14 protein-coding genes and 1 pseudogene are annotated in these 22033 nt (G+C 39.5%); 3 read left to right on the forward strand and 12 right to left on the reverse strand.

What is annotated here, in order from left to right; all coding sequences use genetic code 11:
• Positions 1–463: 463 nt before the first annotated feature.
• From HMPREF9083_RS06680 to tsaA, 3 genes and pseudogenes are all read left to right on the forward strand, one after another.
• A complete protein-coding gene (locus HMPREF9083_RS06680; protein WP_007555948.1) occupies positions 464–739 on the forward strand; it encodes a helix-turn-helix domain-containing protein in 276 nt (91 codons plus the stop codon).
• A pseudogene (locus tag HMPREF9083_RS06785) lies at positions 706–870 on the forward strand (IS30 family transposase); the annotation flags it as partial. The gene HMPREF9083_RS06680 and the pseudogene HMPREF9083_RS06785, both read left to right, overlap by 34 nt.
• Positions 871–1003: 133 nt before the next feature.
• A complete protein-coding gene (tsaA, locus tag HMPREF9083_RS03170; RefSeq protein WP_007555949.1) occupies positions 1004–1405 on the forward strand; it encodes a tRNA (N6-threonylcarbamoyladenosine(37)-N6)-methyltransferase TrmO in 402 nt (133 codons plus the stop codon).
• On the opposite strand, the gene HMPREF9083_RS06290 is transcribed toward tsaA, so the two are convergent.
• The 12 genes from HMPREF9083_RS06290 to HMPREF9083_RS06585 all read right to left on the reverse strand — a co-directional run bounded on the left by HMPREF9083_RS06290 (position 1287) and on the right by HMPREF9083_RS06585 (position 22008).
• Positions 1287–1931 (reverse strand): zinc-binding metallopeptidase family protein, encoded by a 645-nt coding sequence (locus HMPREF9083_RS06290; protein ID WP_007555950.1) that lies wholly within the window; start codon positions 1929–1931, stop codon positions 1287–1289. The genes tsaA and HMPREF9083_RS06290 overlap by 119 nt on opposite strands.
• 395 nt (positions 1932–2326) lie before the next feature.
• The gene (locus HMPREF9083_RS03180; protein ID WP_007555952.1) at positions 2327–2779 is read right to left on the reverse strand and encodes a GNAT family N-acetyltransferase; all 453 of its coding nucleotides are present in this window, start codon (positions 2777–2779) and stop codon (positions 2327–2329) included.
• 155 nt (positions 2780–2934) lie between these two features.
• Complete coding sequence (locus HMPREF9083_RS03185; RefSeq protein ID WP_007555953.1) at positions 2935–3732, reverse strand: helix-turn-helix domain-containing protein; 798 nt, start codon at positions 3730–3732, stop codon at positions 2935–2937.
• A gap of 130 nt (positions 3733–3862) precedes the next feature.
• Complete coding sequence (locus tag HMPREF9083_RS03190) at positions 3863–4372, reverse strand: hypothetical protein (protein ID WP_007555954.1); 510 nt, start codon at positions 4370–4372, stop codon at positions 3863–3865.
• Between the two features lie 4 nt (positions 4373–4376).
• Positions 4377–8114: a phosphoribosylformylglycinamidine synthase gene (locus HMPREF9083_RS03195; protein ID WP_007555955.1), complete on the reverse strand. Its 3738-nt coding sequence runs from the start codon at positions 8112–8114 to the stop codon at positions 4377–4379.
• A 20-nt stretch (positions 8115–8134) separates the two neighbouring features.
• Complete coding sequence (locus HMPREF9083_RS03200) at positions 8135–8812, reverse strand: hypothetical protein (protein ID WP_155800592.1); 678 nt, start codon at positions 8810–8812, stop codon at positions 8135–8137.
• 314 nt (positions 8813–9126) lie between these two features.
• A complete protein-coding gene (rpoC, locus tag HMPREF9083_RS03205) occupies positions 9127–13113 on the reverse strand; it encodes a DNA-directed RNA polymerase subunit beta' (protein WP_035062639.1) in 3987 nt (1328 codons plus the stop codon).
• Positions 13114–13134: 21 nt separating this feature from the next.
• Entirely contained in the window at positions 13135–16899 is a 3765-nt protein-coding gene (rpoB, locus tag HMPREF9083_RS03210) for a DNA-directed RNA polymerase subunit beta (RefSeq protein WP_035062796.1), read from the reverse strand.
• A gap of 527 nt (positions 16900–17426) precedes the next feature.
• The gene (locus HMPREF9083_RS03215; RefSeq protein WP_035062798.1) at positions 17427–20039 is read right to left on the reverse strand and encodes a DEAD/DEAH box helicase family protein; all 2613 of its coding nucleotides are present in this window, start codon (positions 20037–20039) and stop codon (positions 17427–17429) included.
• On the reverse strand, positions 20039–21181 hold the full coding sequence (locus HMPREF9083_RS06140) for a DNA methyltransferase (protein ID WP_007555964.1): 1143 nt from the start codon (positions 21179–21181) through the stop codon (positions 20039–20041). Before HMPREF9083_RS06140 ends, HMPREF9083_RS03215 begins: the two co-directional genes overlap by 1 nt.
• Positions 21168–21536 carry a DNA methyltransferase gene (locus HMPREF9083_RS06580; RefSeq protein ID WP_035062640.1) on the reverse strand — a complete coding sequence of 123 codons (369 nt, stop codon included), beginning with the start codon at positions 21534–21536 and terminating at the stop codon, positions 21168–21170. Before HMPREF9083_RS06580 ends, HMPREF9083_RS06140 begins: the two co-directional genes overlap by 14 nt.
• On the reverse strand, positions 21511–22008 hold the full coding sequence (locus HMPREF9083_RS06585) for a site-specific DNA-methyltransferase (protein WP_007555966.1): 498 nt from the start codon (positions 22006–22008) through the stop codon (positions 21511–21513). Before HMPREF9083_RS06585 ends, HMPREF9083_RS06580 begins: the two co-directional genes overlap by 26 nt.
• Positions 22009–22033: the final 25 nt, after the last annotated feature.

Genomic DNA, 22033 nt, shown 5'->3' on the forward strand with positions numbered 1-22033 from the left:
CTCTTCATGCGACTTAATCAGTATAACACTTTTGACATTTTCTGTCAACTCGTTTTTTTACCGATTCATGCCGTCGAGTGACGACAAAAGAAATAATATCACTTATAGTTTTTTTCGTCAAGCTTTTTTTTGCTTATATTTCTACTCATTTCACTTCTTTTTATCGCACATACTGCAACTAGTATTTCTCTATTTTTATACAACTATATTTTGTATGTAGTTCCTTTTTTTATTTTTATGTTATAATTAAATAAAAATTCAACGAGAAGGAGCTTCGGATGAAACCATTATTTCGTAAAATTTCCACTTAGTTTTCGGGAAAAACAACATGCTTTTCTCACTCTGTGTGAGCAAATTATATTTTGGTTAGTTGTAAAATGAAATCGGACACATAAAAATACAAGCAAGAAAACCTGCAGTAATATGAATTTGACCAATATATCTGCTGAAAGGGGTATCCTGCATGTCTCAACAGCATTCTAACACAAAGAAACGTTCTTTCCAGCACTTGACGCCTTATCAGCGCTGGCAAATCCAGGCTCTTATAGAACAAAGAATTTCCAAAATCCATATTGCAAAGCAAGTTGGGATTGCTCGTTCTACCCTATACGAAGAGTTGAAACACGGTACTGTAGACCAGATGCGCAGTGACCTGACATACTACAAGAGATACTTTGCTGATACAGGACAACTCGTCTACATGACCGGAGTATTACCAGAGACAACGGAAGTGAGTTAAGTGGTTTAAGCGAATTATTTAAGGAAGGAAAAGTCCATTTTGCCTATCCATATTCCTCAGGGGAGCGTAGAACAAATGAGAAGCATAACTCCCCGGTACGCCGCTTCATTCCCAAAGGGAAGGACATAAGTGCTGTACCAGAATACGAAGAACTTTTCAAGGAGCAGATTGCTCGACTTTCATCCGCTACATAATTTTTCTGAGTGAATGTCCGATTTAATATTGCAATTTAGTAATGATTTCTATTTGACTTAAGGAGGAAGAATGGAATTAAAAGAAATAGGGAAAATACACAGTCCTTACAAAACAGTAAAAGAAGCACCGCGGCAGGGAAAGTTTTCTGATAAATCTTGTGAGATTGAAATCTTTCCAGCTTATGAAGCAGCACTGCTTCATGTGGATGAAAGGAGATATTATGTGGTTTTATATTTTGCCCACGAAGCTGACCGCACGACCCTGCAAACAGTGCCGCCCTGGGCAAAGGAACCTTACGGCGTATTTGCCTGCCGTTCGCCGCGCCGGCCGAATCCCATCAATTTATGCGTGGTCAAGCTGGTAAGGCGGGAAAAGAACAGGCTTTTTGTAATCGGGCTGGATGCCGTTGACGGAAGCAGCCTGATTGACATAAAACCCTATGTGAAAGAACTGGATGAAGCGGAAGCGTAGGCAATAAATCATTCTGTATATTCCAGGCATGTCCGCTGTTGACGGTCCTGTCCATGTGAATGGCCACGGACGGAATCAAAAGCGTCGGATGGTCAAGAGATACCAGCTTGGAAATAATTTGCCTGTTATCTTTTACAAACAGACGTCCTACTACGGAAAGAGGGCGGTCAAGCCAGGTACTCATAATCATTCCGCCATAGCCTTCTACATTGAGACGGGTGTATTTGCCGTCCCGCATCTCAGGATTTTCTTTAATCTTGAAAGTAGGCGAATCACAGTGTGCGGCAGTGATTTTAAAAGTATTGTCTCCGTCTTCGGGAACGGAAAAGGCAATCAGGGCAGAACCGTTTCTTGTGACTACATATTTTCCGCCCCGCTTAATTTGCCAGGAATCTTCTTCACGGATTTCCGTGAATCCTGCATAGAGAAGGGCTGCTTTGATATAACGGACCGCATGAAAAACGAAAGGGGATTTACTGATAAAGTGCAGTAAATCCCCTTTCGTTTCTTCAAAAGATATATCCATATTATTTTACTTTATTGACTTTTCTCCGGTAAACAGCTTCTGCCATGCGGGCCCGTTCGCAAATGACGGGGTTCGTGGAATTGACGGAAGCTGGAGAGAAGTTACTCTTGTAATGCAGTTTTTTGGTGGATTTTTCCATTTCCTTTACCTGGATAGTGCCTGCGATTCTGTCATATACATAGGTATAGGTGCAGGTGCCGTCCGCCAATTTTTCAACCGCTACAAGTTCAAGAATTTCATGGCCGTCAGTGGTCTTTTTGTAACTGGTTTCGTCCAGGTCTATGGTAAGAACATCATTATATTTCCATATTTTTCTGCAAATTTTTTTATATGCAAAAAAAACATCTCGAAACTTTTCCGAAATGTTTTTTGTATTCTATAAATTTTTATGCTCATCAATCTATTTTGATTGCGTAGTTGAGCCATACACGATCTTCTTCTGCACCTTGCTTTTTGTAGAATTCTTTTGCTTTAGTATTCCAGTCTGCAACTGTCCACTTTATATTCCAGCAGCCATGTTCTTTTGCCACTTCTTTTGCTTTTTGAATGAGTTTCGTTCCGATTTTCTGTCCACGGAATCCTTCTTTTACGAAGAGTTCTTTCATGTGCATGTACGGTTTGTTTTGTGCCGTATATTGTTGGAAGAAGTACACGAGTATGCCGGCTATTTCTCCGTCTACATCCGCCACAAGACAATTTGCAACTTTTTCTTTGAACATTTTCTGTTTTACGAGTTCGGGAGTTATCACAAATGTTCCTATGTAATCTTCAAATATCGCCAAGCCTTTCATGAGTTCCCATGCTTGTGCAATATCTTCCTCTTTTATAGCTCTTACTTCTACTGACATAATATGCCTCCTGTAGTATCAAACACTTTAATACACCTTGTATTACATATTAAATATAGTCCTTTTTTTCGTCCTGTTCAAATTTATGTTTTTTATTGTTTGATATTAAATTATTTTTAAATGCGTTTCTGTATTTCATCGGACTTTAGATGATTTTATTTATGATTTTCACAGTTTCGGTTTTTCGTTGCTGTATTTGCAAATCGTTCATAATATTTTTTTATTTTTTGTGTGTCGGGCATTCCGAAGAGTCTATACATTGCTTCTGTCGTAATGAGCCATGTTTTGCCGCTTTTTCTGCAGTCTTTTCCTTCGACAAGTCGTGCGTTTCTATGTCCGGAACCTATTGCCGATGCTCGTACTTCTTGCGGATTTTTGTTCCATATGTATCCCGCTTCTTGTGTAGTGAGTATGAACAGGAGCGGATTGATTTCGGTTTCGATTTTTGTTTTTTCTTTTTTATACAGTGTCACGATTGCGTTTTTTGTCAATAGTATTGTGTTTTTGTATTCGTGTTTTTCCGTTTCTTTTATTTCCGATATGTCGTTTTTGAATTGTTTTGCATTTACTTCGTATTTTTCTTCTATTTCTTTGTCCGTCATGACTTCGTTTATTATGTTTTCGGGAAGTTTAAGATCATCGGTTTTTTCTTCGTCTTCTTTTTCGTATATGTATATTTTCCCGTTTTTTACGAGGAGTTCGGCGCCTCCGGCTATGGGTCGACCTTCCATGTATGCTTTGTATATCGTTTGTGTTTTCATTTTCGGGTATGTTCCGATTATTTTTATTCCTTGTATTTCTTGTGTTTCTCCCGTTTTAATTTTTGCGTTTTCGGTGAGTATTATTTGTGTGGAGTGCGCAATTATGTCTTTTTCGCTTTTTCTGTAAATCAGGTAGTCTTGGAGTGCTTTGTATGCGATTTTTGTGTCTTTTATATTTGTTTTTATTTTCATTTTTTCTCCTTTCTTCGATTATACACTGAAATATTTACTTCGTTGTATGAAGTTCAAGAAAGAAATATTTATTTCGTTGTGTCGGTTTCAAAAAAATTGAAGATACTCGTTTGAATATCTTCAATAATTTTCAGCCGATTGTTTCCGCTATGCGCCGCATTGTTGCGAGATCGATTTCTTTGCTTTTTCCGAATATGTCGCATCTTCCTATTATGCTGTATGTTTTTCCTTCGCTTTGTATGAAAAGTTCTCCGATTTGCGCACGTCCGCCTTTTCGTTTTTCACGATACTTGGTTTTCATTCCTTCGCGCGGAAGTTTTATTCTTTTGTTTTCGTACATTACTACGAGTTCTTTTCCGTCAGTTTCTATTTTGTAGTCGACTATGTATATTTTTTTAAGTTGTCGCATTACAACTACGCACACTATTATGGCGGGCATTCCGATTATTGCGCCGGCATACATAAATCCGGTGATTGAGTTTTCCGACATTTTTACTGCCGTTTCGGGTGAAATATTTGCTACAAGCATCGAGATTACGAGTGCCGTAAGTATGAGTGAGCCTGCAAATGCCGAGCCGAGTACGGTTGTACTGTTTTTCTTTCCTGCTTTGAATTTCCAACGTTTTACAGTTTTTTTCATATTTTTATCCTTTGAAATATTTTATTCCGCTTTCAAATATCGGTTGATATTTTTTGCCTGTTATGTTTTTTGCAATGTTCGTTCCGCATCTTTCACTGTGTCCCATTTTTCCCAGTACTCTTCCGTCTTTGCTTGTAAGTCCTTCTATCGCATATACGGATCCGTTCGGATTGTATACGGGGTCGTATGTGGCTTTTCCTTCAAGGTCGGTGTATTGTGTTGCGATTTGTCCGTTTTTCGCCCATTCGAGTACTTGTTCTTTTGAAGCTACCAGTCGCCCTTCTCCGTGACTTATCGCTATGTTGTGGAGTTCTCCGACTTTGCAGAGTGAGAGCCACGGTGATTTTACGGATACTATTTTGGTGGTTACATACTTGGATACGTGTCGTCCTATGGTGTTGAATGTGAGTGTGGGTGCATTTTCGCTGAGCGGTTTGAATTCTCCGTAGGGTACAAGTCCGAGTTTTATTATGGCTTGAAATCCGTTGCATATTCCCAGTACCAGTCCGTCACGTTTGTGCAGAAGTTCTTCGAATGCTTCTTCTATGAGTGTGTTTCTGAATACTGCCGCTATGAATTTTCCGCTGCCGTCCGGTTCGTCTCCGGCTGAAAATCCTCCGGGGAACATTACTATTTGTGCTTTTCGTATACGGTTTGCGATTTCTTTTACGGATTCTTTGAGTTCTTTTGCATCTCTGTTTCTTAGTATGAATGTATCGGTTTTACCTCCCGCTTTTTCAAATGCTCTTGCCACGTCAACTTCGCAGTTCGTGCCGGGCATTACGGGTATAAATACTTGAGGTTTTTCCGTGTGTATTTTTATATTCGCTTTGTACTTAGTTTCATTTTCGGGAAGTTCCGGTACGTCTTTTTTCTCGTCTTTTGCATATTGCGGGAAAATATCGTTCATCGTTTTTTCGTATGAAGTTTGAAGTTCTTCGAGTGTTATTTTTTCAGTTCCGATTTCAAATATTCCAGCTTTTGCAGTTCCGAGCAGTACGGTTTCTTCTTCTTGCAAGTATCTTTTTGCGTTTTCATTGTCGGTTTCGACAATTATAGAGCCGTATGAGTTCGTGAAGTATTCTTCCGCTTTTATTTCATCCGTAAGTTTTGCTCCGATACGGTTTCCGAATGCCATTTTCGCAAGTGTTACCGCAATTCCGCCGGCATCTACCGCTTTCATGGATTGTATATTTCCTTTTTGTACTTCTTTGTAAATGAAGTCGGCATGTTTTTTGAATATTTCAAGGTCGGGCATTTCGTCTTGTTTTCTTGTTTGTTTGAAGAGTACGAGTGCGTTTCCTTCTTTTTTTATTTCCTGTGTTACCGCTTCGGATGCTTTTCCGATGTTTACCGCAAATGCGATGAGTGTCGGCGGTACGTGTATGTCGTCATAGGTTCCGCTCATGGAGTCTTTTCCGCCGAGAGATGCTATGCCGAGTTCTTTTTCCATGTAAAATGCACCCAAGAGTGCCGCTGCCGGAGTTCCCCAGTCTTGTTCGCTTGTAAGTTTTTTGAAGTATTCTTGCAATGTGAGGTGTGCATTTCTCCAGTTGCTTCCCAATGTAGTGAGTTTCGTGAGTGCAAGGAGAATTGCATATGCCGCTCCGTGGAACGGACTCCAGCTTGCAAGATAGGGGTCGTATCCGTGTGTCATGTAACTTGCCGTGTCGGTCGTACCTTTTACCAACGGTATTTTTACAATGCTGCCGTCAGCGGGTGTTTTTTGGTATTTTCCGCCGAAAGGCATTATGACCGTATTAGCTCCTATTGTCGAGTCGAAATGTTCCGCCATACCTTGTTGCGATGCGTTGTTCAGTTCGCTCATGGAGTCTATCCATGTTTTTTTGATGTCTTTTATATTTTTTGTTTTGAAATATCCGTTTTCTTTTGCGTCAATTATTTTTGCGTTTCGACAGTACCTTGTGCCGCTTGTATTTATGAAATCTTTTGAAAGGTCGGCTATAATTTCACCTTTCATATGTATTACAAGTCTGTGACTGTCGGTGATTTCCGCTATGACGGATGCTTCAAGGTTTTCTTCTCCTGCGTATTTTATGAATTGTTGTGCATTTTTTCTGTCGACTACTACCGCCATACGTTCCTGTGATTCGGCAAGTGCGAGTTCCGTTCCCGACAGTCCTTCGTACTTCTTTTGCACCATGTCGAGATTGATGTATACTCCGTCCGCAAGTTCACCTACGGCTACCGCAATTCCGCCGCCGCCGAAGTCATTGCATTTCTTTATGAGTTTCGTTACTTCTTTTCTTCTGAACAGACATTGTATTTTACGTTCGGTAAGAGGATTTCCCTTTTGTACTTGTGATGAAAAGTCTTTTATTTTTTTGCTATCACGTTTTGCCGATGAGCCGGTTGCTCCGCCCATTCCGTCACGTCCGGTTCGTCCGCCCAGAAGTATGACGAGATCTCCTTCTTTCGGCTTTTCAAATATAATGTCTTTTTCTTTCGTTGCAGCAATTACCGCTCCGGCTTCAAGTCTTTTTGCTATAAATCCGTCATGGTAGTATTCCTGTGCTTGTCCTGCCGTAATTCCGATTTGGTTTCCGTATGAACTGAATCCTTTTGCGGATTCGGTGACGATTTTCATTTGAGGGAGCTTGCCTTCAAGTGTTTTTTCAAACGGTGCATGAGGATCTCCGGCGCCGCTTACTCTCATCGCCTGATATACGTATGCACGTCCCGAAAGCGGGTCTCGTATGCATCCTCCGAGACAAGTTGCGGCTCCGCCGAACGGGTCTATTTCCGTTAAATGGTTGTGTGTTTCATTTTTGAAAAACATTATCCACTTTTCGTTTTTTCCGTCCACTTCGACATCCGTTCTTATTCCGGCGGCATTTACTTCTTTCGTTATTTCAAGCCTCTCGAGTTTGCCTTCTTTTTGAAGTGCTTTCATGGGTAATGTCGCCATGTCCATGAATGTTATCGGATGTTTTCTGTTTTTCCCGTATACTTCTTCTTGCATATCCAAGTATGCGTCAAATGCTTCTTTTATGGGTTGCGTGTATTTTCCGTCTTGAATTTCTATATTTTTCACGTTGGTTTTGAATGTCGTATGACGTATATGATCCGACCAGAATGTATCCAAAATCAGAAGTTCGGTTATCGTGGGATCTCTGTGTTCACGTGATTTGAAGTATTCGGCGATAAATTTCAAATCTCCGATGTTCATTACCAAGTTCAAATTTTCTCCGAGTGTCTGAAGTTCTCCCGAACTCATGAATGTAAATCCTTCTATAACGGATGAGGTTTTTTCTTCGCTTTCTTTTATTTCAAAGTCTTCTGAAATACCGAGATCGACTTCTTTACATTCTGCCGGATTTATAAGGAATTTTACGATTTTTTCACGATCGCCTTTTTTGAAGTTTCCGCAAAGTGCATATATTGCGGCATATCGTACCGCTACATCATCTTTTCCGGTAAGTACGGTAACGCATTGTTTTGCCGAGTCCGCACGTTGATCGAATTGTTCGGGAAGTGTTTCCACGCCGATAATTATATTTCCTTTCGGTGCGTCTTTATAAATATTGTCTACCGGCGGTTCCGAGAATATCGTTGCGGTCGCTTTTACAAATTCTTCTTCCGTTATACCTTCCACTTCATAACGGTTGTAAATTCCTGCACTTTCGATTTTCCCTTTGATTATTTCTTCAAGTTTCAGTTTCAATCTTTCTTCCGCTTGTCTGTATTGTTTTTTCTTTCTTACGTAAATTCTTTGTATCATAGTGTCCTCTTTTCTTGAGATTATTCACCGTTTGCCATGCGCAGTACAACATTGTCGAATGCGTATAAAAGTAAAGATTTTTCCTCAGCTTTCGCAACTAAAATTACAACTTTCATATCGTCTTTTTCCGGATATATATAAATTTTCATGTAAATGGGAAGTTTCTTGCCTTCATTTTCAAAGTCGAATATACCTCCCGAGATGTATATGTATTTTTTGCCGGAATTTATTTTTCGTACCGGTTCGATTTCTTTTAAATTTATTTTTGCGTTTTCGTAAAAATTCTTTTCGTTTTCGTCTTTCGATTTCACCGTCAATATATTTCGTGCGATTTCTCCGAAATTTTTTCCGTCTTTCATTATCGAAACATTGAATTTCGACAGTTCGAGCCATTGGTCTTTTGTGAGATTCATTCTGAAAAACGGAGCGATTTCTTTTTTGTCTTTTTCGGAAAGTTGCGTTTGCAGAATGTGTCCGCAGGTAAATATTTTGTGCCGCTCGTCTTGTCCTATAAGTTCGCCGGAGGTGTAATTGTATGTTTCTTTGTCGAATTCAAGTTCTCCGAGTGTCACATCTTCTTCGTATTTATAAAAGTCGTTCGATATTTTTTCCGTAATCGTTTTGAATGATGCTCCGACAGTTATCGACACGGTAAATGCAAGACAGATTACGGTATAAAATATTTTTTTCAAATTCATATTGTACTCCTTATGTTGTACATTTTGAGTTGGCGTTTTATACCACATGACTTCAGATAATTTTACTTTTTCGGATAAATATTTGTCACCGTCTTTTATCGTTTGTATTTGTAATTTTTGTATTTTAAAATAGATTTTCCATGTATATAGTATTAAGTGCCGCACTTGTCGGCATTATTATGAGAAACGGCGCAAATTATATTTCCAAATTATATATTTCCAAATTATATCTTTCCTTTTATATTGTAAGGTTTATATGAAATTTATACAAGAAAAAAACCGAATTCCTTTTATAAGAATTCGGTTTTGTTTCATTATTCTTCAAACGGTTGAACGGTTTTTTTGTCTTTTCGTTCAAGTTCGAGTTTGCGATATTTCGCCATTCCCGTTCCTGCCGGTATAAGTTTACCGATGATAACGTTTTCTTTCAAGCCCAAGAGCGGATCTTCTTTTCCTTTGATTGCCGCTTCGGTGAGTACTCTTGTCGTTTCCTGGAATGATGCCGCCGAGAGGAAGGAGTCTGTTGCAAGTGCCGCTTTGGTTGTTCCCAAGAGCAGGTTTTCGCCTTGTACTTTTGCTTTTCCTTCGTCTTCGAGTCGGTTGTTTTCTCTACGGTATGCGACAGTGTCGACTACTTCGCCCGGAAGCCATTTCGAGTCGCCCGAGTCGATAATTTTTATCTTTCTGAGCATCTGATGTACGATGACTTCTATGTGCTTGTCATTAATTTCTACACCTTGTGAACGATATACTTTTTGTACTTCTTTTACGATGTAGTTTTGTGTTGCTTGTACACCGAGTACTTTGAGTATGTCGTGCGGGTTTACGTTACCTTCTATCAAACGTGTTCCGGCTTTGATTTCTTCTCCGTCTTTTACGGAAATTCTCTTTCCGAACGGTATCTTGTAGCTGTCGGATGATTCTTCGTTTGTTACGGTTACAACTTTTACATTTGCATTGTCTTCGGATTCGGAAATTTCAACTGTACCGGAAATTGTCGATATAATTGCATTTCCTTTCGGTTTACGTGCTTCGAACAATTCTTCTACACGCGGCAAACCTTGTGTGATATCTTCTGCAGATGCAACACCGCCGGTGTGGAAGGTACGCATTGTAAGCTGTGTACCGGGTTCACCGATTGATTGTGCCGCAATAATTCCGACCGCTTCTCCGATTTCAACGTGGCGACCGGTTGCAAGGTTTCGTCCGTAACATTTTGCACATACACCTTGTTCCGCATGGCAGGTAAGAACGGAGCGTACAACGAGCGAGTCATAGTGTTTTTCAATTTCTTCCGCTACGTCGTCGCTGATTTCTTCATTCTTCTTGGCCAATACTTCGCCCGTTTCCGGATTGATTACGTTTTCAAGCGGACAACGTCCGGTAATACGGTCTGCAAGGGATTCGATCAATGCACCCGTTTCCACTATCTTCTTTACTTCTACGCCTTCGGATTGTTCCATGCGTACACGGATTTCCGATATATTTGCATCGAGAAGTGTGTCTGCGATTTCGTCTGTGATGACGCTTCCGCTGCCGATTACGAGTTTTCCTTTTTTGTCGTATACGGCACTTTCAAGTTTTTTACCTACATAGTTTGCGTGAAGTCTGTGATTCATCGCTTTCTTGTATTCTTCAATTATTCCGCTTGTTCCCAAATCTATATCCTTGATTTCGGATGTTCCGTCTTCACCTTGTTTCAAGACGGAGATTTGATTTACCAATGCACGCTGAATAATGTATGTGTCTTCCATGTCGAGTGCTTTGCCTTTTACTATAAGCACGTCTTTTGTACGAGGATCGCAAATATCTTCCTGTGTGATTGTACCGATTAAGGTTTCACGTATTTCTTCCATTACTTTCTTGGAGTTCTTTTCGATTGCGATGTTTTTGAATTCTTTGTCGAAGTTCAATACTTTTATGTCGCAGTCTTCTTCACGTACGATAACGTCTTGTGATACGTCTACAAGACGACGTGTGAGGTATCCGGAGTCTGCAGTACGGAGCGCCGTATCTGCAAGTCCTTTTCTGGCACCGTGTGAAGATGTAAAGTAGTCCAATACGGTAAGTCCTTCACGGAAGTTTGCTTTAACCGGAAGTTCTACAGTCTTACCGGATGTGTCGGCGATAAGCCCACGCATACCTGCAAGCTGACGAATCTGGTTGTCGTTACCACGGGCACCGGATTGTGCCATCATCGTAAGCGGGTTGAATTTCTTCATGGATTCTTTCATTGCCGCACCTACAAGATCGGTTGCTTTACTCCATATTGCAACTACACGTTTGTAACGTTCTTCTTCGGTCATTAAACCTCTTCTGTAGTAGTTCTTTACTTTTTCTACAAGCTTGTCGCTGTCGGCAAGTATTTCGTTCTTGCTTTCCGGAACCGCTACGTCATTGATACCGATTGAAATACCGGATACCAATGCATAATGGAATCCGAGGGCCTTGATGCTGTCCAAGAGTTCGCCGGTTTTTGTAAAGCCGAGTTTCTTGAAGCAATCATTTACAAGTTTACCCATTTTCTTTTTGTCGATTGTAATTCCCAGACCTTCGTATCCGTCACTTCTCTTGTAGTAGAAACGGAGAGGTTCGGCAATTGCAAAGTTGAATATCAAACGACCCGGTGTTGTAACTACTTTTCCGTGTCCCGGTATTCTTACCAGAATGAATTCATGTATTCCTACGTCTTTCAACGCATATGCCGTCATTACTTCGTCATAGCCGGTGAATGCGTGTAACGTACGCGGATCCAAAGCAGCTTCTTCTTCCGGACTTTCATTTGTGATTGTGAGATAGTATGATCCCAAAATCATATCCTGAGACGGAATTGCAACCGGTTTTCCGTCTTTTGTGGACAGAATGTTGTTGATGGAAAGCATCAATGTTCTTGCTTCCGCTTGAGCTTCTACCGAAAGCGGCAAGTGGCACGCCATCTGGTCTCCGTCAAAGTCCGCATTATATCCCGGACATACGAGCGGATGAAGCTTGATTGCTCTTCCTTCCCAAAGTATCGGTTCGAATGCTTGAATACCTAAACGGTGCAATGTAGGAGCACGGTTCAAAAGTACCGGATGTTCCTTGATTACATCGTCCAAAATATCCCAAACTTCCGGAGCGAGTTTATCTACTTTTTTACGGGCAATTTTCAGATTTCCGGCAACTCCTCTTTCAATGAGTTCATGCATGATGAACGGTTTGAAAAGTTCGATTGCCATTTCTTTGGGCAGACCGCATTGGTACATCTTGAGTTCCGGTCCTACAACGATAACGGAACGTCCCGAGTAGTCTACACGTTTACCCAAAAGGTTCTGACGGAAACGTCCTTGCTTACCTTTGAGCATATCCGAGAGAGATTTCAAAGGTCTGTTTCCCGGACCGCTTACGGCACGTCCTCTGCGGCCGTTGTCGATTAATGCGTCTACAGCTTCCTGAAGCATACGTTTTTCGTTACGAATGATGATTTCAGGTGCGCCGAGTCCGAGCAAACGTTTCAATCTGTTATTTCTATTTATAACTCTGCGGTAAAGGTCATTCAAATCGCTTGTTGCAAAACGACCGCCGTCCAATTGAACCATAGGACGCAAATCCGGAGGAATTACCGGAAGTACATTCATAATCATCCATTCCGGTTTATTTTCGGAGTAAATGAATGCTTCCACTTCTTCCAAACGGCGAATGCTTCTGATTTTACGCTGACCGCTTCCGTTTATTACTTCATCTTTAAGTTCCGCTTCCAATTTGTGCAAATCAAGTCTGCGGAGCAATGCCTGTACGGCTTCGGCTCCCATTTGAGCTTTGAAAGAGCCTCTTCCGTACATCTGAACGGCTTCTTGATATTCCTGTTCATTCAAAATCTGTTTTTCTTCAAGGTTTGTTGTACCCTTGTCCAAAACGATATAAGCCGCGAAATAAAGTACACGTTCCAATTGACGTGGAGAAATATCCAAAATCAATCCGATACGGCTCGGTGTACCTTTGAAATACCAAATATGCGATACCGGACACGCAAGGCTGATATGTCCCATGCGTTCACGACGAACTTTGGAACTTGTAACTTCCACGCCGCACTTGTCGCAGATCGTACCCTTGTAACGCATCTTCTTATACTTACCGCACTTACATTCCCAATCTTTTGTCGGTCCGAAAATCTTTTCGCAGAAAAGTCCGTCCGCTTCAGCTTTGAGTGTACGGTAGTTGATTGTTTCCGGCTTGGTAACTTCTCCGTGAGACCATTCAAGAATCTTTTCCGGAGAGGCGATGCCTATCTTCATAGAGTCAAATTCATTTACATCCAACAATTACAGCACCCCTTTCCGTACTTATGAATCCTGACCGTCGTCAGATTCAAAATCACCCGGTACGAATCCGCCGTCCGACGGCGCATCCGTATCCATATTTTGCACATCGTTGAATGATGCCACATCGTTGTTTTCTACAACATTTTCACCCGACATACCTGTTTCAAATACCGAGCGTGAGTGAATGAGCGCATCATCACCTTCAATAAGTTTCTTTATATCTTCTTTTTCTTCTTTATTTTCTTCCGGAGCTTTATAAAGCTTTTCATGCTCATTGCCGGAATCATATTCGTTTTCGTCCAATTCCTTCAAAATTACATCGTCACCGTTTTCATTCAATACACGAACATCCAAACCGATTGACTGCAATTCTTTCATCAATACTTTGAACGATTCCGGAACTCCCGGAGAAGGAATATTCTGACCCTTTACAATCTTTTCGTAAGCCTTTACACGTCCTACGACATCATCGGACTTAACTGTCAAAATTTCCTGCAATGTATATGCCGCACCGTATGCTTCCAATGCCCAAACTTCCATTTCACCGAAACGCTGTCCGCCGAACTGAGCTTTACCTCCGAGCGGCTGCTGTGTAACAAGTGAGTAAGGACCTGTGGAACGTGCGTGAATTTTGTCATCTACCAAGTGGTGGAGTTTAAGCATGTACTTCCAACCGATTGTAACCGGACCGTCCAACTTCTCGCCGGTACGTCCGTCATAGATAACACTCTTACCCGTTTCCGGTAAACCTGCAGCTTTCAAAGTTGCAGCCAAATCTTCATCACGACAACCGTCAAATACCGGTGTTGCGATATGAATTCCGGATTCATCCGGTTCGGGCATTCCGTACTTGTCGAAATCGTAACCCAAAGCACGAAGTCTCTTTTCAACTTCCTTCGGATTTTTCTTGATTTCTTCACCGAGCATGTGACATGCCCAAGACAAGTGTATTTCCAAAATCTGACCGATATTCATTCGGGAAGGAACACCCAACGGATTCAATACCAAATCCACAGGGCGACCGTCCGGAGTGAAAGGCATATCTTCTACCGGCAAAATGCGTGAACATACGCACTTGTTACCGTGACGACCTGCCATCTTGTCACCTTCACGAATTTTACGTTTTTGAGCTATATAAACACGTACAAGCTTATTTACACCCGGAGCCAATTCATCTCCGTTTTCACGTGTAAATACCTTGACATCGACAACTTTACCGAATTCACCGTGCGGTACACGAAGAGATGTATCACGCACTTCACGTTCCTTGTCGCCGAAAATCGCACGCAAAAGACGTTCTTCCGGAGTAAGTTCGGTTTCACCCTTAGGAGTAACCTTACCTACCAAAATATCCCCCGGACGTACATCTGCGCCGACCATAATAATACCGTTTTCATCCAAGTAACGAACGGCATCTTCACTTACGGAAGACAACTGACGTGTAATTTCTTCTTCGCCGAGCTTCGTATCTCTGGCATCACATTCGTATTCTTCAATATGAATTGAAGTGTACAAATCATCCTTACACAAACGTTCTGAAATCAAAACTGCGTCTTCGTGGTTGTAACCTTCCCAAGAAACGAACGCAACCAAAACGTTGTGACCCAATGCAAGTTCACCGCCGTCGGTAGCCATACCGTCAGCCAAAGTCGAACCGGTTTCAACACGATCTCCCTTGTAAACAAGAGGACGCTGGTTTATACAGGTAGACTGGTTTGAACGCAAGAACTTGGTAAGCTCATAAGTATCAAGCTCACCGTTATCCGCACGCACGATAATCTTCTTTCCTGTGACTTTTTCAACCACACCGGAACGTTTTGCCAAAAGACAAACGCCGGAGTCCTGAGCTGCAACCCATTCCATACCGGTACCTACAAGAGGAGCTTCCGGACGCAAAAGCGGAACGGCCTGACGCTGCATGTTCGCACCCATCAATGCACGGTTCGTGTCATCGTGTTCCAAGAAAGGAATCAAAGACGTACCGATAGAAACGACCTGCTTAGGAGAAACGTCCATCAAATCAACTTCTGCGGAATCTGCTTCCAAAACATCCGCACCATGACGACTTGCTACATTTTTATGTACAAAACGTCCCTCTTCATCCAAAGGTTCACTCGCCTGAGCAATTACAAGAGAATCCTCAACATCCGCAGTATAGTACTTACACTCATTCGTTACACGATGAGCCTTCTTATCTATAAGACGATACGGAGTTTCAATCAAACCGTACTTGTTGATAATACCGTAATTGGACAAAGACGAAATAAGCCCGATGTTAGGACCTTCAGGAGTTTCAACCGGACACATACGTCCATAGTGAGAATAATGCACGTCACGAACTTCGAAACCTGCACGTTCACGAGAAAGACCGCCCGGACCCAAAGCCGAAAGACGACGCTTATGAGTAAGCTCCGCCAAAGGATTCGTCTGATCCATAAACTGAGACAACTGACTGCTGCCGAAAAATTCCTTGATAGCGGCAACAACCGGACGAATATTTACAAGCACCTGAGGAGTCATCTTGTCCTGATCCTGAGTAGTCATACGCTCACGAACAACACGCTCCATACGGGAAAGACCTATACGGAACTGATTCTGAAGCAACTCACCCACACAACGAACACGACGATTTCCCAAATGATCTATATCATCCACGGAACCGTAACCCTGCATCATATTCAAAAGATAATCGATATAAGCGATAATATCCGCACGTTCCAAAATACGGAAATTATCCTCTCTGTTACCGGAAGAACAAATAACCTTTACAGGAGTACCGTCTTCCTTCTGAGTCATAACCTCAACCTGATCGGTATTTGCAAAAACACCGCTCTTATCCAAAAGCTCTATAGCTTCCTTGTCGATATAAGAATCGGCATCGATAACAATCTCGCCCGTCTCGGTATTTACAATCGGTCCCTCGGTACGATTGCCGAGCAAACGATTCTTCCAAGACAACTTCTTATTCAACTTATAACGTCCAACCTTCGCCAAATCATAACGGCGAGGATCGTAAAAGAAATTATTCAAAAGAGTAGTACCGCTCTCAACGGTAGCCGGTTCACCCGGACGAAGCTTTCTGTAAATTTCAAGCAAAGCCTCTTCGGTAGAAGTAGTCGAATCCTTCTCCAAAGTCTTGATAATATGAATATCGTGATCGAACAAATTCAAAATTTCATCATTCGAAGAATAACCCAACGCACGAACGAGTACGGTCACAGGCATCTTACGATTTCTGTCGATACGTACGGAAATCACACCGCCGGCATCCGTCTCAAGTTCAATCCAAGCACCGCGATTAGGAATAATCTGCGCATTGTAAATTTCCTTACCGAAAGTATCCAACTCTTTCTTGTAATACACACCCGGAGAACGAACAAGCTGAGAAACGATAACACGTTCCGCACCGTTGATAATAAATGTACCGGTATCGGTCATAATCGGGAAATCACCCATGAAAAGCTCATGTTCCTTGATTTCACCGCTCTCCTTATTTACCAAACGCACCTGCACATGAAGCGGAGCACAATAAGTCGCATCTCGAGACTTACATTCCTCAATATTATATTTTTCCTCACCGAAAGAATAACTACCGAAATACAGTGCCCACTTATGTGCACCGTCTTCGATCGGAGAAATATCCGCAAATACATCCTTCAAACCTTCAGCCTTAAACCAATCATAAGAACGAGTCTGAAGATCCAACAAATGGGGCATTTCCAGAACCTCTTGCGACCTCGCGTAAGTATATCTCTTTCTCTTACCGACCTGAACAGGTCTGAACATTTTGCTCTTGGGCATTCCGTGCCTCACCCTTTCTACACAACACCGATATCAGATGAAAAAACGAAGCAAGGTCCTCACACTATAAACCTTGCTTTTTTATCTGTAAACCTCTTTCTGCAAAATAAAATTCATTACAAAAGAATATTTTACCACCACGACAAATATATGTCAACTTCTAGAATAAATTGACATTCTGTTTTTTCATATTAAATTTTAAACGAAAAACGTTATTTGCTAAAAAAATATTTATCAAATGAACCTCTTTCCCATAAACATACTGAAATAATAATAACACAATAAACAAAAAAATACCACGCACAACAAAATGCACTATAAAACCTTATATAAAACATGCACAAATAAAAACATACACAAAAATTTCAACAAAGAAAATTCCAAATAAAAAACGAAACTCAAATTGCACATCAAAAAAACAAAGATATTTGTAAAAACACAAAAGGACGTACAAAATAAATTCATACGTCCTTTCAAAACAAAATCACTCACGCATTCAAACAATCAAATTCTTATAACTTCTCAATCTTTTCAAGAAGTGCTTTCTCAAACTCTTGAGATTTTTTACTGTTGAAAAACGGTATACCTATTATCGTATAATCGGAATTTACAGTTAATGCATTATGCAAAACTTCATGTTTCTCTTCTATTTCAAGTAAAAATTTTTCTTTCCAATTATCTTTTCCAAAAAACAGTTCACCCTTCGGTTCGATATATACTTGGTAATTTTTATCATTGCCGTAATTATTTTTACGTTCAATAAAAAGCAAGAAATCCGGCTCAAAGCGATTACCGTTTGCAAATGAATAAATCGCAAGCTCCGGCACACGCTCATTGCGTATAAGATAAAAATTCAATTGCTTTTCTTGAATCTTCGGTCTTATAAATTGATCGAAACGTTTCACGAAAAGTTTTTCTTCACTTGTACCGTAATTATCTTCAAATGCAAACCATGAATTATTAAATAAATTCATTTGATACTTTTCATTGGAATTTTCATTTTGCGATTCGCCCTTACCCCCGTTTTCATCAATATGAGAAAGCTGTATCGATTTGCTACGTATAATATCGGACAATTTATGCGGATAAAACTCTCGACTTCCTTCAAACTCCGGTTTCAAATTCAAAATACGTGACGAAATATCGGAAAACGCCTCTTTTACAAGACCGTTGAAAATATCTCGACTTGTAAAATCTAAAGAATAACACAGTTCCAACGAATTATTTCCCAAGTATTTCTCACCGGTTAAAAACTCACGTACCGATTTCAAATGCGGATATTTTTCTTTCAATACATTGAAACGAAGCTCACGATAACACTCCGAAGCTCCGCATAAAATATTGTAGGGAATTTCGGAAAACTTGAAAACTTTACTCTTACCGTTCTCTTGCCTTTTTTTCAATCTTACGGAAAACAAATTTGAGATTTTTCCTTGTGAATCAGGAACATTATAAAAATACGGCTTGTTTTTAAAATTATCTTCCAATTCGGTAATATTGCTTCTGTCTTTAGGTATTCGTTTATTTGAAAAAACTACGCCTTTTTTGTAAAAATCCGACTCCATAAATGATGCTTTCAAAATATTTTTTATTATAATCGGCTTTTCATCCGCCATACCGCTCTCAACCAATGCACGATTAAGTTCTGCAATATATTTCGAGTCATCTTTTGAATGAAAATACATCGTTTCAAGAATGCGATACTTGTTATCCAAATCATAATCATATTTACGCTTGAAACGTTCTTGAGAACAGTCTAATTGAAACGGACAATATCTCGCACCACGACCGATAAGCTGAGCTTCTCTTATAGTATAAGGAGAAATTTTCTTACCGCTCTGACGTGTATCGTACAAACGCACGATATCGAAGAGATTTAAAACGTCCCAACCTTCATTGAGCATATCTACAGCAAAAACGGAGCGAATATTATTATCTTTATCCTCAAGTGAATTTACAAGCAATTGCTTTTTTACGGTATTGTCATCGTTTCCGTTCATAATAATACATTTTTCTTCATCAAAAGAATCCTGCAAGGAATTTATAAGAAATGCAAAAGTCTTGTCCCTTTGATTGAAAAAGTCCAAAGCATTCCTCAGACTCCCGATACCTACCGTATAAAGTTCTTCGATATCGGTAGACGAAAGATTTTTCAATTTTTCAAAAAATTCTACATAAAAAGCCTTGGACTCTTTAATTATTTGCGACTTGAAAAGTACGACCGGCTTTACATTCACACCGGCATCGGCAAAAAGATACTTTCTGTACTCGCTCATAATAATTGCCATCAATGCGCGTTGCCACAAAGTGGAATTTGTACGGAAATTGTCAAACTCCTTTGTATATCCCGACTTACGAAATTCTTTCAAAGGATAATTATAAATCATCTTATCTATATACTTTGCAAGAACGTTTTTATCCTTTAAATTACATGTCGCCGTAAATTCGAGCATTATATTGTCACGATTTGCACAAAAAGCACGCAAAACGGAATATTCCCAAGAATTTTCATCTTCCGTTTCCGACTTTGTTTTCTTTTTCGTCGCTGAATTTACATGATGAGATTCATCTGAAATAAAAACGATTTTTTTATTTTCAAAATCTTCATAAGTAAGAGAATTTTCCGACGGTACGCTTAAATCCATGTGTAATTTTTGAGTTGTAAGGAAACAAATATTTATATCTCCGGAATTTTCCGAAACATGCGAAAAATTTGCAACGGAATTGATTTTTATATTTTCACCGGCATAAACAAGTTCATTTGCAAAAAGATACTTAGATGAAAGAGCATTCAAAAAATTATCCTTAGTTTTTTCCAAAATATTCGTCTGATTTACAAAGAAAATAAAGTTACGATAACCGTGCATGTACAAGTACAATATAAGCCCCGCCATTATAACCGTTTTCCCCGAACCGGTCGCCATATGGAAAAGTGTATGCACTTGTTTGTTTTTCCTTAAATTTTCATTTTCAAAATACGTAATGAAATATTGAAACGCTTCTTTCTGATAATCTCTCAAATTTATACGTGACGAAAGCGAACTTTCCACAAAATATGGAACATCTTTCAAATTGCCGGATTCTTTCAATGCGTCCAATGTTTTGTACAAAAATTTCGTATCCATCATTGCACCTCATAGAATGAGCGTGTAAATACTTTATCTTCTTCGGACACATGTCGCTCTTCGTCTTCCATTTCGGAGTAATTTACATAGAGTTTGTTCTTGTCGATAAGAGAGAGTAAAATTTTCTTCTTGTCTTCAAGTGATGCCTTTTCAAATTCTTCTTCAGCCTTTTGTAAATCAGCTTTAGTAATATACGGCACAATGCGTTTATCATTGTAAATTTCTTCTTTTATTTGTGAAATATTATGTCCGCTCGCCTTTTGCACTCTATTTACAAGGTACTGTGCGTCTTCCAAAAGTTCACAATATACAAATGAACCTCCGCCTTGCCAATTTACGGCTTTCGATATACCCCCTTGTTCACCTTCGATAACTTTTTTCAGTCTTTCGACGGTAATATCTTTTATATAGTCCATCTGCTCTATACCGATATAACGACGTCCCATCTTATGAGCAACGGCAGCGGTAGTACCGGAACCCAAATTAAAATCGAGAACGATATCATTTTCTTTGGTTGAAGATAACAAAATATCCTTTATTAATCTCTCTGGCTTTTGTCCTTCTCCAAACCCTTTTATTCCCTCTTTATTAATATTTCCCATATCTTTCTCATAGCCTACATCCCAAAAATCACCTCTTAAAATAGTCAACTCCTTATCTTCATTAAATTTCCAACTCAAAGGTTCCATTCTTTCATACCCTGAATCAGTATCAAATATTAATTCATATTCATCACTATTTTCTTTAAAAACTTTATAAACATAATTTCTTGATTTACTTTTTTCTTTACGTTCAAATATCTTAAATTTTTCATCTATTCTATCTACAGCCCACTTTGAAGGTTTATCTCTTCTATATATTTTTTCATGATTTTTTTGTATATATTTTTTTATATCTTTAAAGTCAAAATATTTTTTTATATCTATATTTTCATAATTTTCAAAAACTTTAATTATTTTATCTCTTAAAGAAGTAAAAGTTTCACCATCAAAATAAATTGTATAATTTACTTCATACTCACTCATTACATCATTTATTTTAGATAAATTTATAGTATTTTTCTTATATAACAAAATAAATTCTTTATTTTTTATAAACTTAATATTTGCAAATCTTCTTTTTACACCGCTAGATGGTGACATTTTTTACAGCTATATTATTTACAAAATTTTCTTTCCCAAAAATATCGTCCATAAGCACTTTTAGATATGCCTGTTCATTGTCGTCACATTGCACGAAAATTACTCCGTCATCTCTTAGTAGTTTTCTTGCGAGTTCGAGTCTGTTTTTCATGAATGTGAGCCATGTAGAGTGATTGAAATTGTCGTTGTAATTAAAGCTGTCGTTTCCCGTATTATACGGCGGATCGATATAGATACATTTTACTTTGCCTTCGTAACGTTTCAGAAGTGATGCGAGTGCGAGCAGATTATTTCCTTTTATGATAAGGTTGTCATCTTCCGAAAAAGTTTTACAAGGTTTTACCCCCCCCCACACTGTACCACGCAGCATGCGTGAAGACTTTCGGTTCCATAAGTCTTCGTACTTCATCTATTGCAAGTGTTTCATTATAAAATATTTCACTTCTTTTTTGATCGTCTTTTGTCTGTCCGCCTTCGAGTATGCAGTCTTTATACGGAAAATCTAAAACTACATCGTTTTTCCCGCTTAAGTATTCTCCATGTACTGTAAGTCCTATTTTGTTTGCATATGCGGTATAAGAGTCCGGTAAAAATTCCTTTGATTCAACAGTCCATGCCGTCTTACTTTTATCGAACACAAGAGTTCCGTCTACATCAACAAAAAACGTTTTTTTGATTTCTTCATCGGAAAGCAAAAGTTTTATAAACTCTTTGTTCATTGTTTGAATATCTTCATACACTTTCGCTTTCAGAAGTGTACCGTCTTCGGCAATATATTTCTCTTTACTCTTGAGTAAGTTCTCGAGTTTATCATAAAATCTGCTCATTTTTGCACCTTTTCTCAAAAATTAC

This window comes from Dialister micraerophilus DSM 19965 (assembly GCF_000194985.1).
Classification (GTDB): Bacteria; Bacillota; Negativicutes; order Veillonellales; family Dialisteraceae; genus Dialister; species Dialister micraerophilus.

Excerpts from the sequence above, each read along its gene's own strand:
- HMPREF9083_RS06680 (WP_007555948.1), top strand. The coding sequence starts at position 464 with ATGTCTCAACAGCATTCTAACACAAAGAAACGTTCTTTCCAGCACTTG.
- tsaA (WP_007555949.1), top strand. The coding sequence starts at position 1,004 with ATGGAATTAAAAGAAATAGGGAAAATACACAGTCCTTACAAAACAGTA.
- HMPREF9083_RS06290 (WP_007555950.1), bottom strand. The coding sequence starts at position 1,931 with ATGGATATATCTTTTGAAGAAACGAAAGGGGATTTACTGCACTTTATC.
- HMPREF9083_RS03180 (WP_007555952.1), bottom strand. The coding sequence starts at position 2,779 with ATGTCAGTAGAAGTAAGAGCTATAAAAGAGGAAGATATTGCACAAGCA.
- HMPREF9083_RS03185 (WP_007555953.1), bottom strand. The coding sequence starts at position 3,732 with ATGAAAATAAAAACAAATATAAAAGACACAAAAATCGCATACAAAGCA.
- HMPREF9083_RS03190 (WP_007555954.1), bottom strand. The coding sequence starts at position 4,372 with ATGAAAAAAACTGTAAAACGTTGGAAATTCAAAGCAGGAAAGAAAAAC.
- HMPREF9083_RS03195 (WP_007555955.1), bottom strand. The coding sequence starts at position 8,114 with ATGATACAAAGAATTTACGTAAGAAAGAAAAAACAATACAGACAAGCG.
- HMPREF9083_RS03200 (WP_155800592.1), bottom strand. The coding sequence starts at position 8,812 with ATGAATTTGAAAAAAATATTTTATACCGTAATCTGTCTTGCATTTACC.
- rpoB (WP_035062796.1), bottom strand. The coding sequence starts at position 16,899 with ATGTTCAGACCTGTTCAGGTCGGTAAGAGAAAGAGATATACTTACGCG.
- HMPREF9083_RS03215 (WP_035062798.1), bottom strand. The coding sequence starts at position 20,039 with ATGGATACGAAATTTTTGTACAAAACATTGGACGCATTGAAAGAATCC.
- HMPREF9083_RS06140 (WP_007555964.1), bottom strand. The coding sequence starts at position 21,181 with ATGTCACCATCTAGCGGTGTAAAAAGAAGATTTGCAAATATTAAGTTT.
- HMPREF9083_RS06585 (WP_007555966.1), bottom strand. The coding sequence starts at position 22,008 with ATGAGCAGATTTTATGATAAACTCGAGAACTTACTCAAGAGTAAAGAG.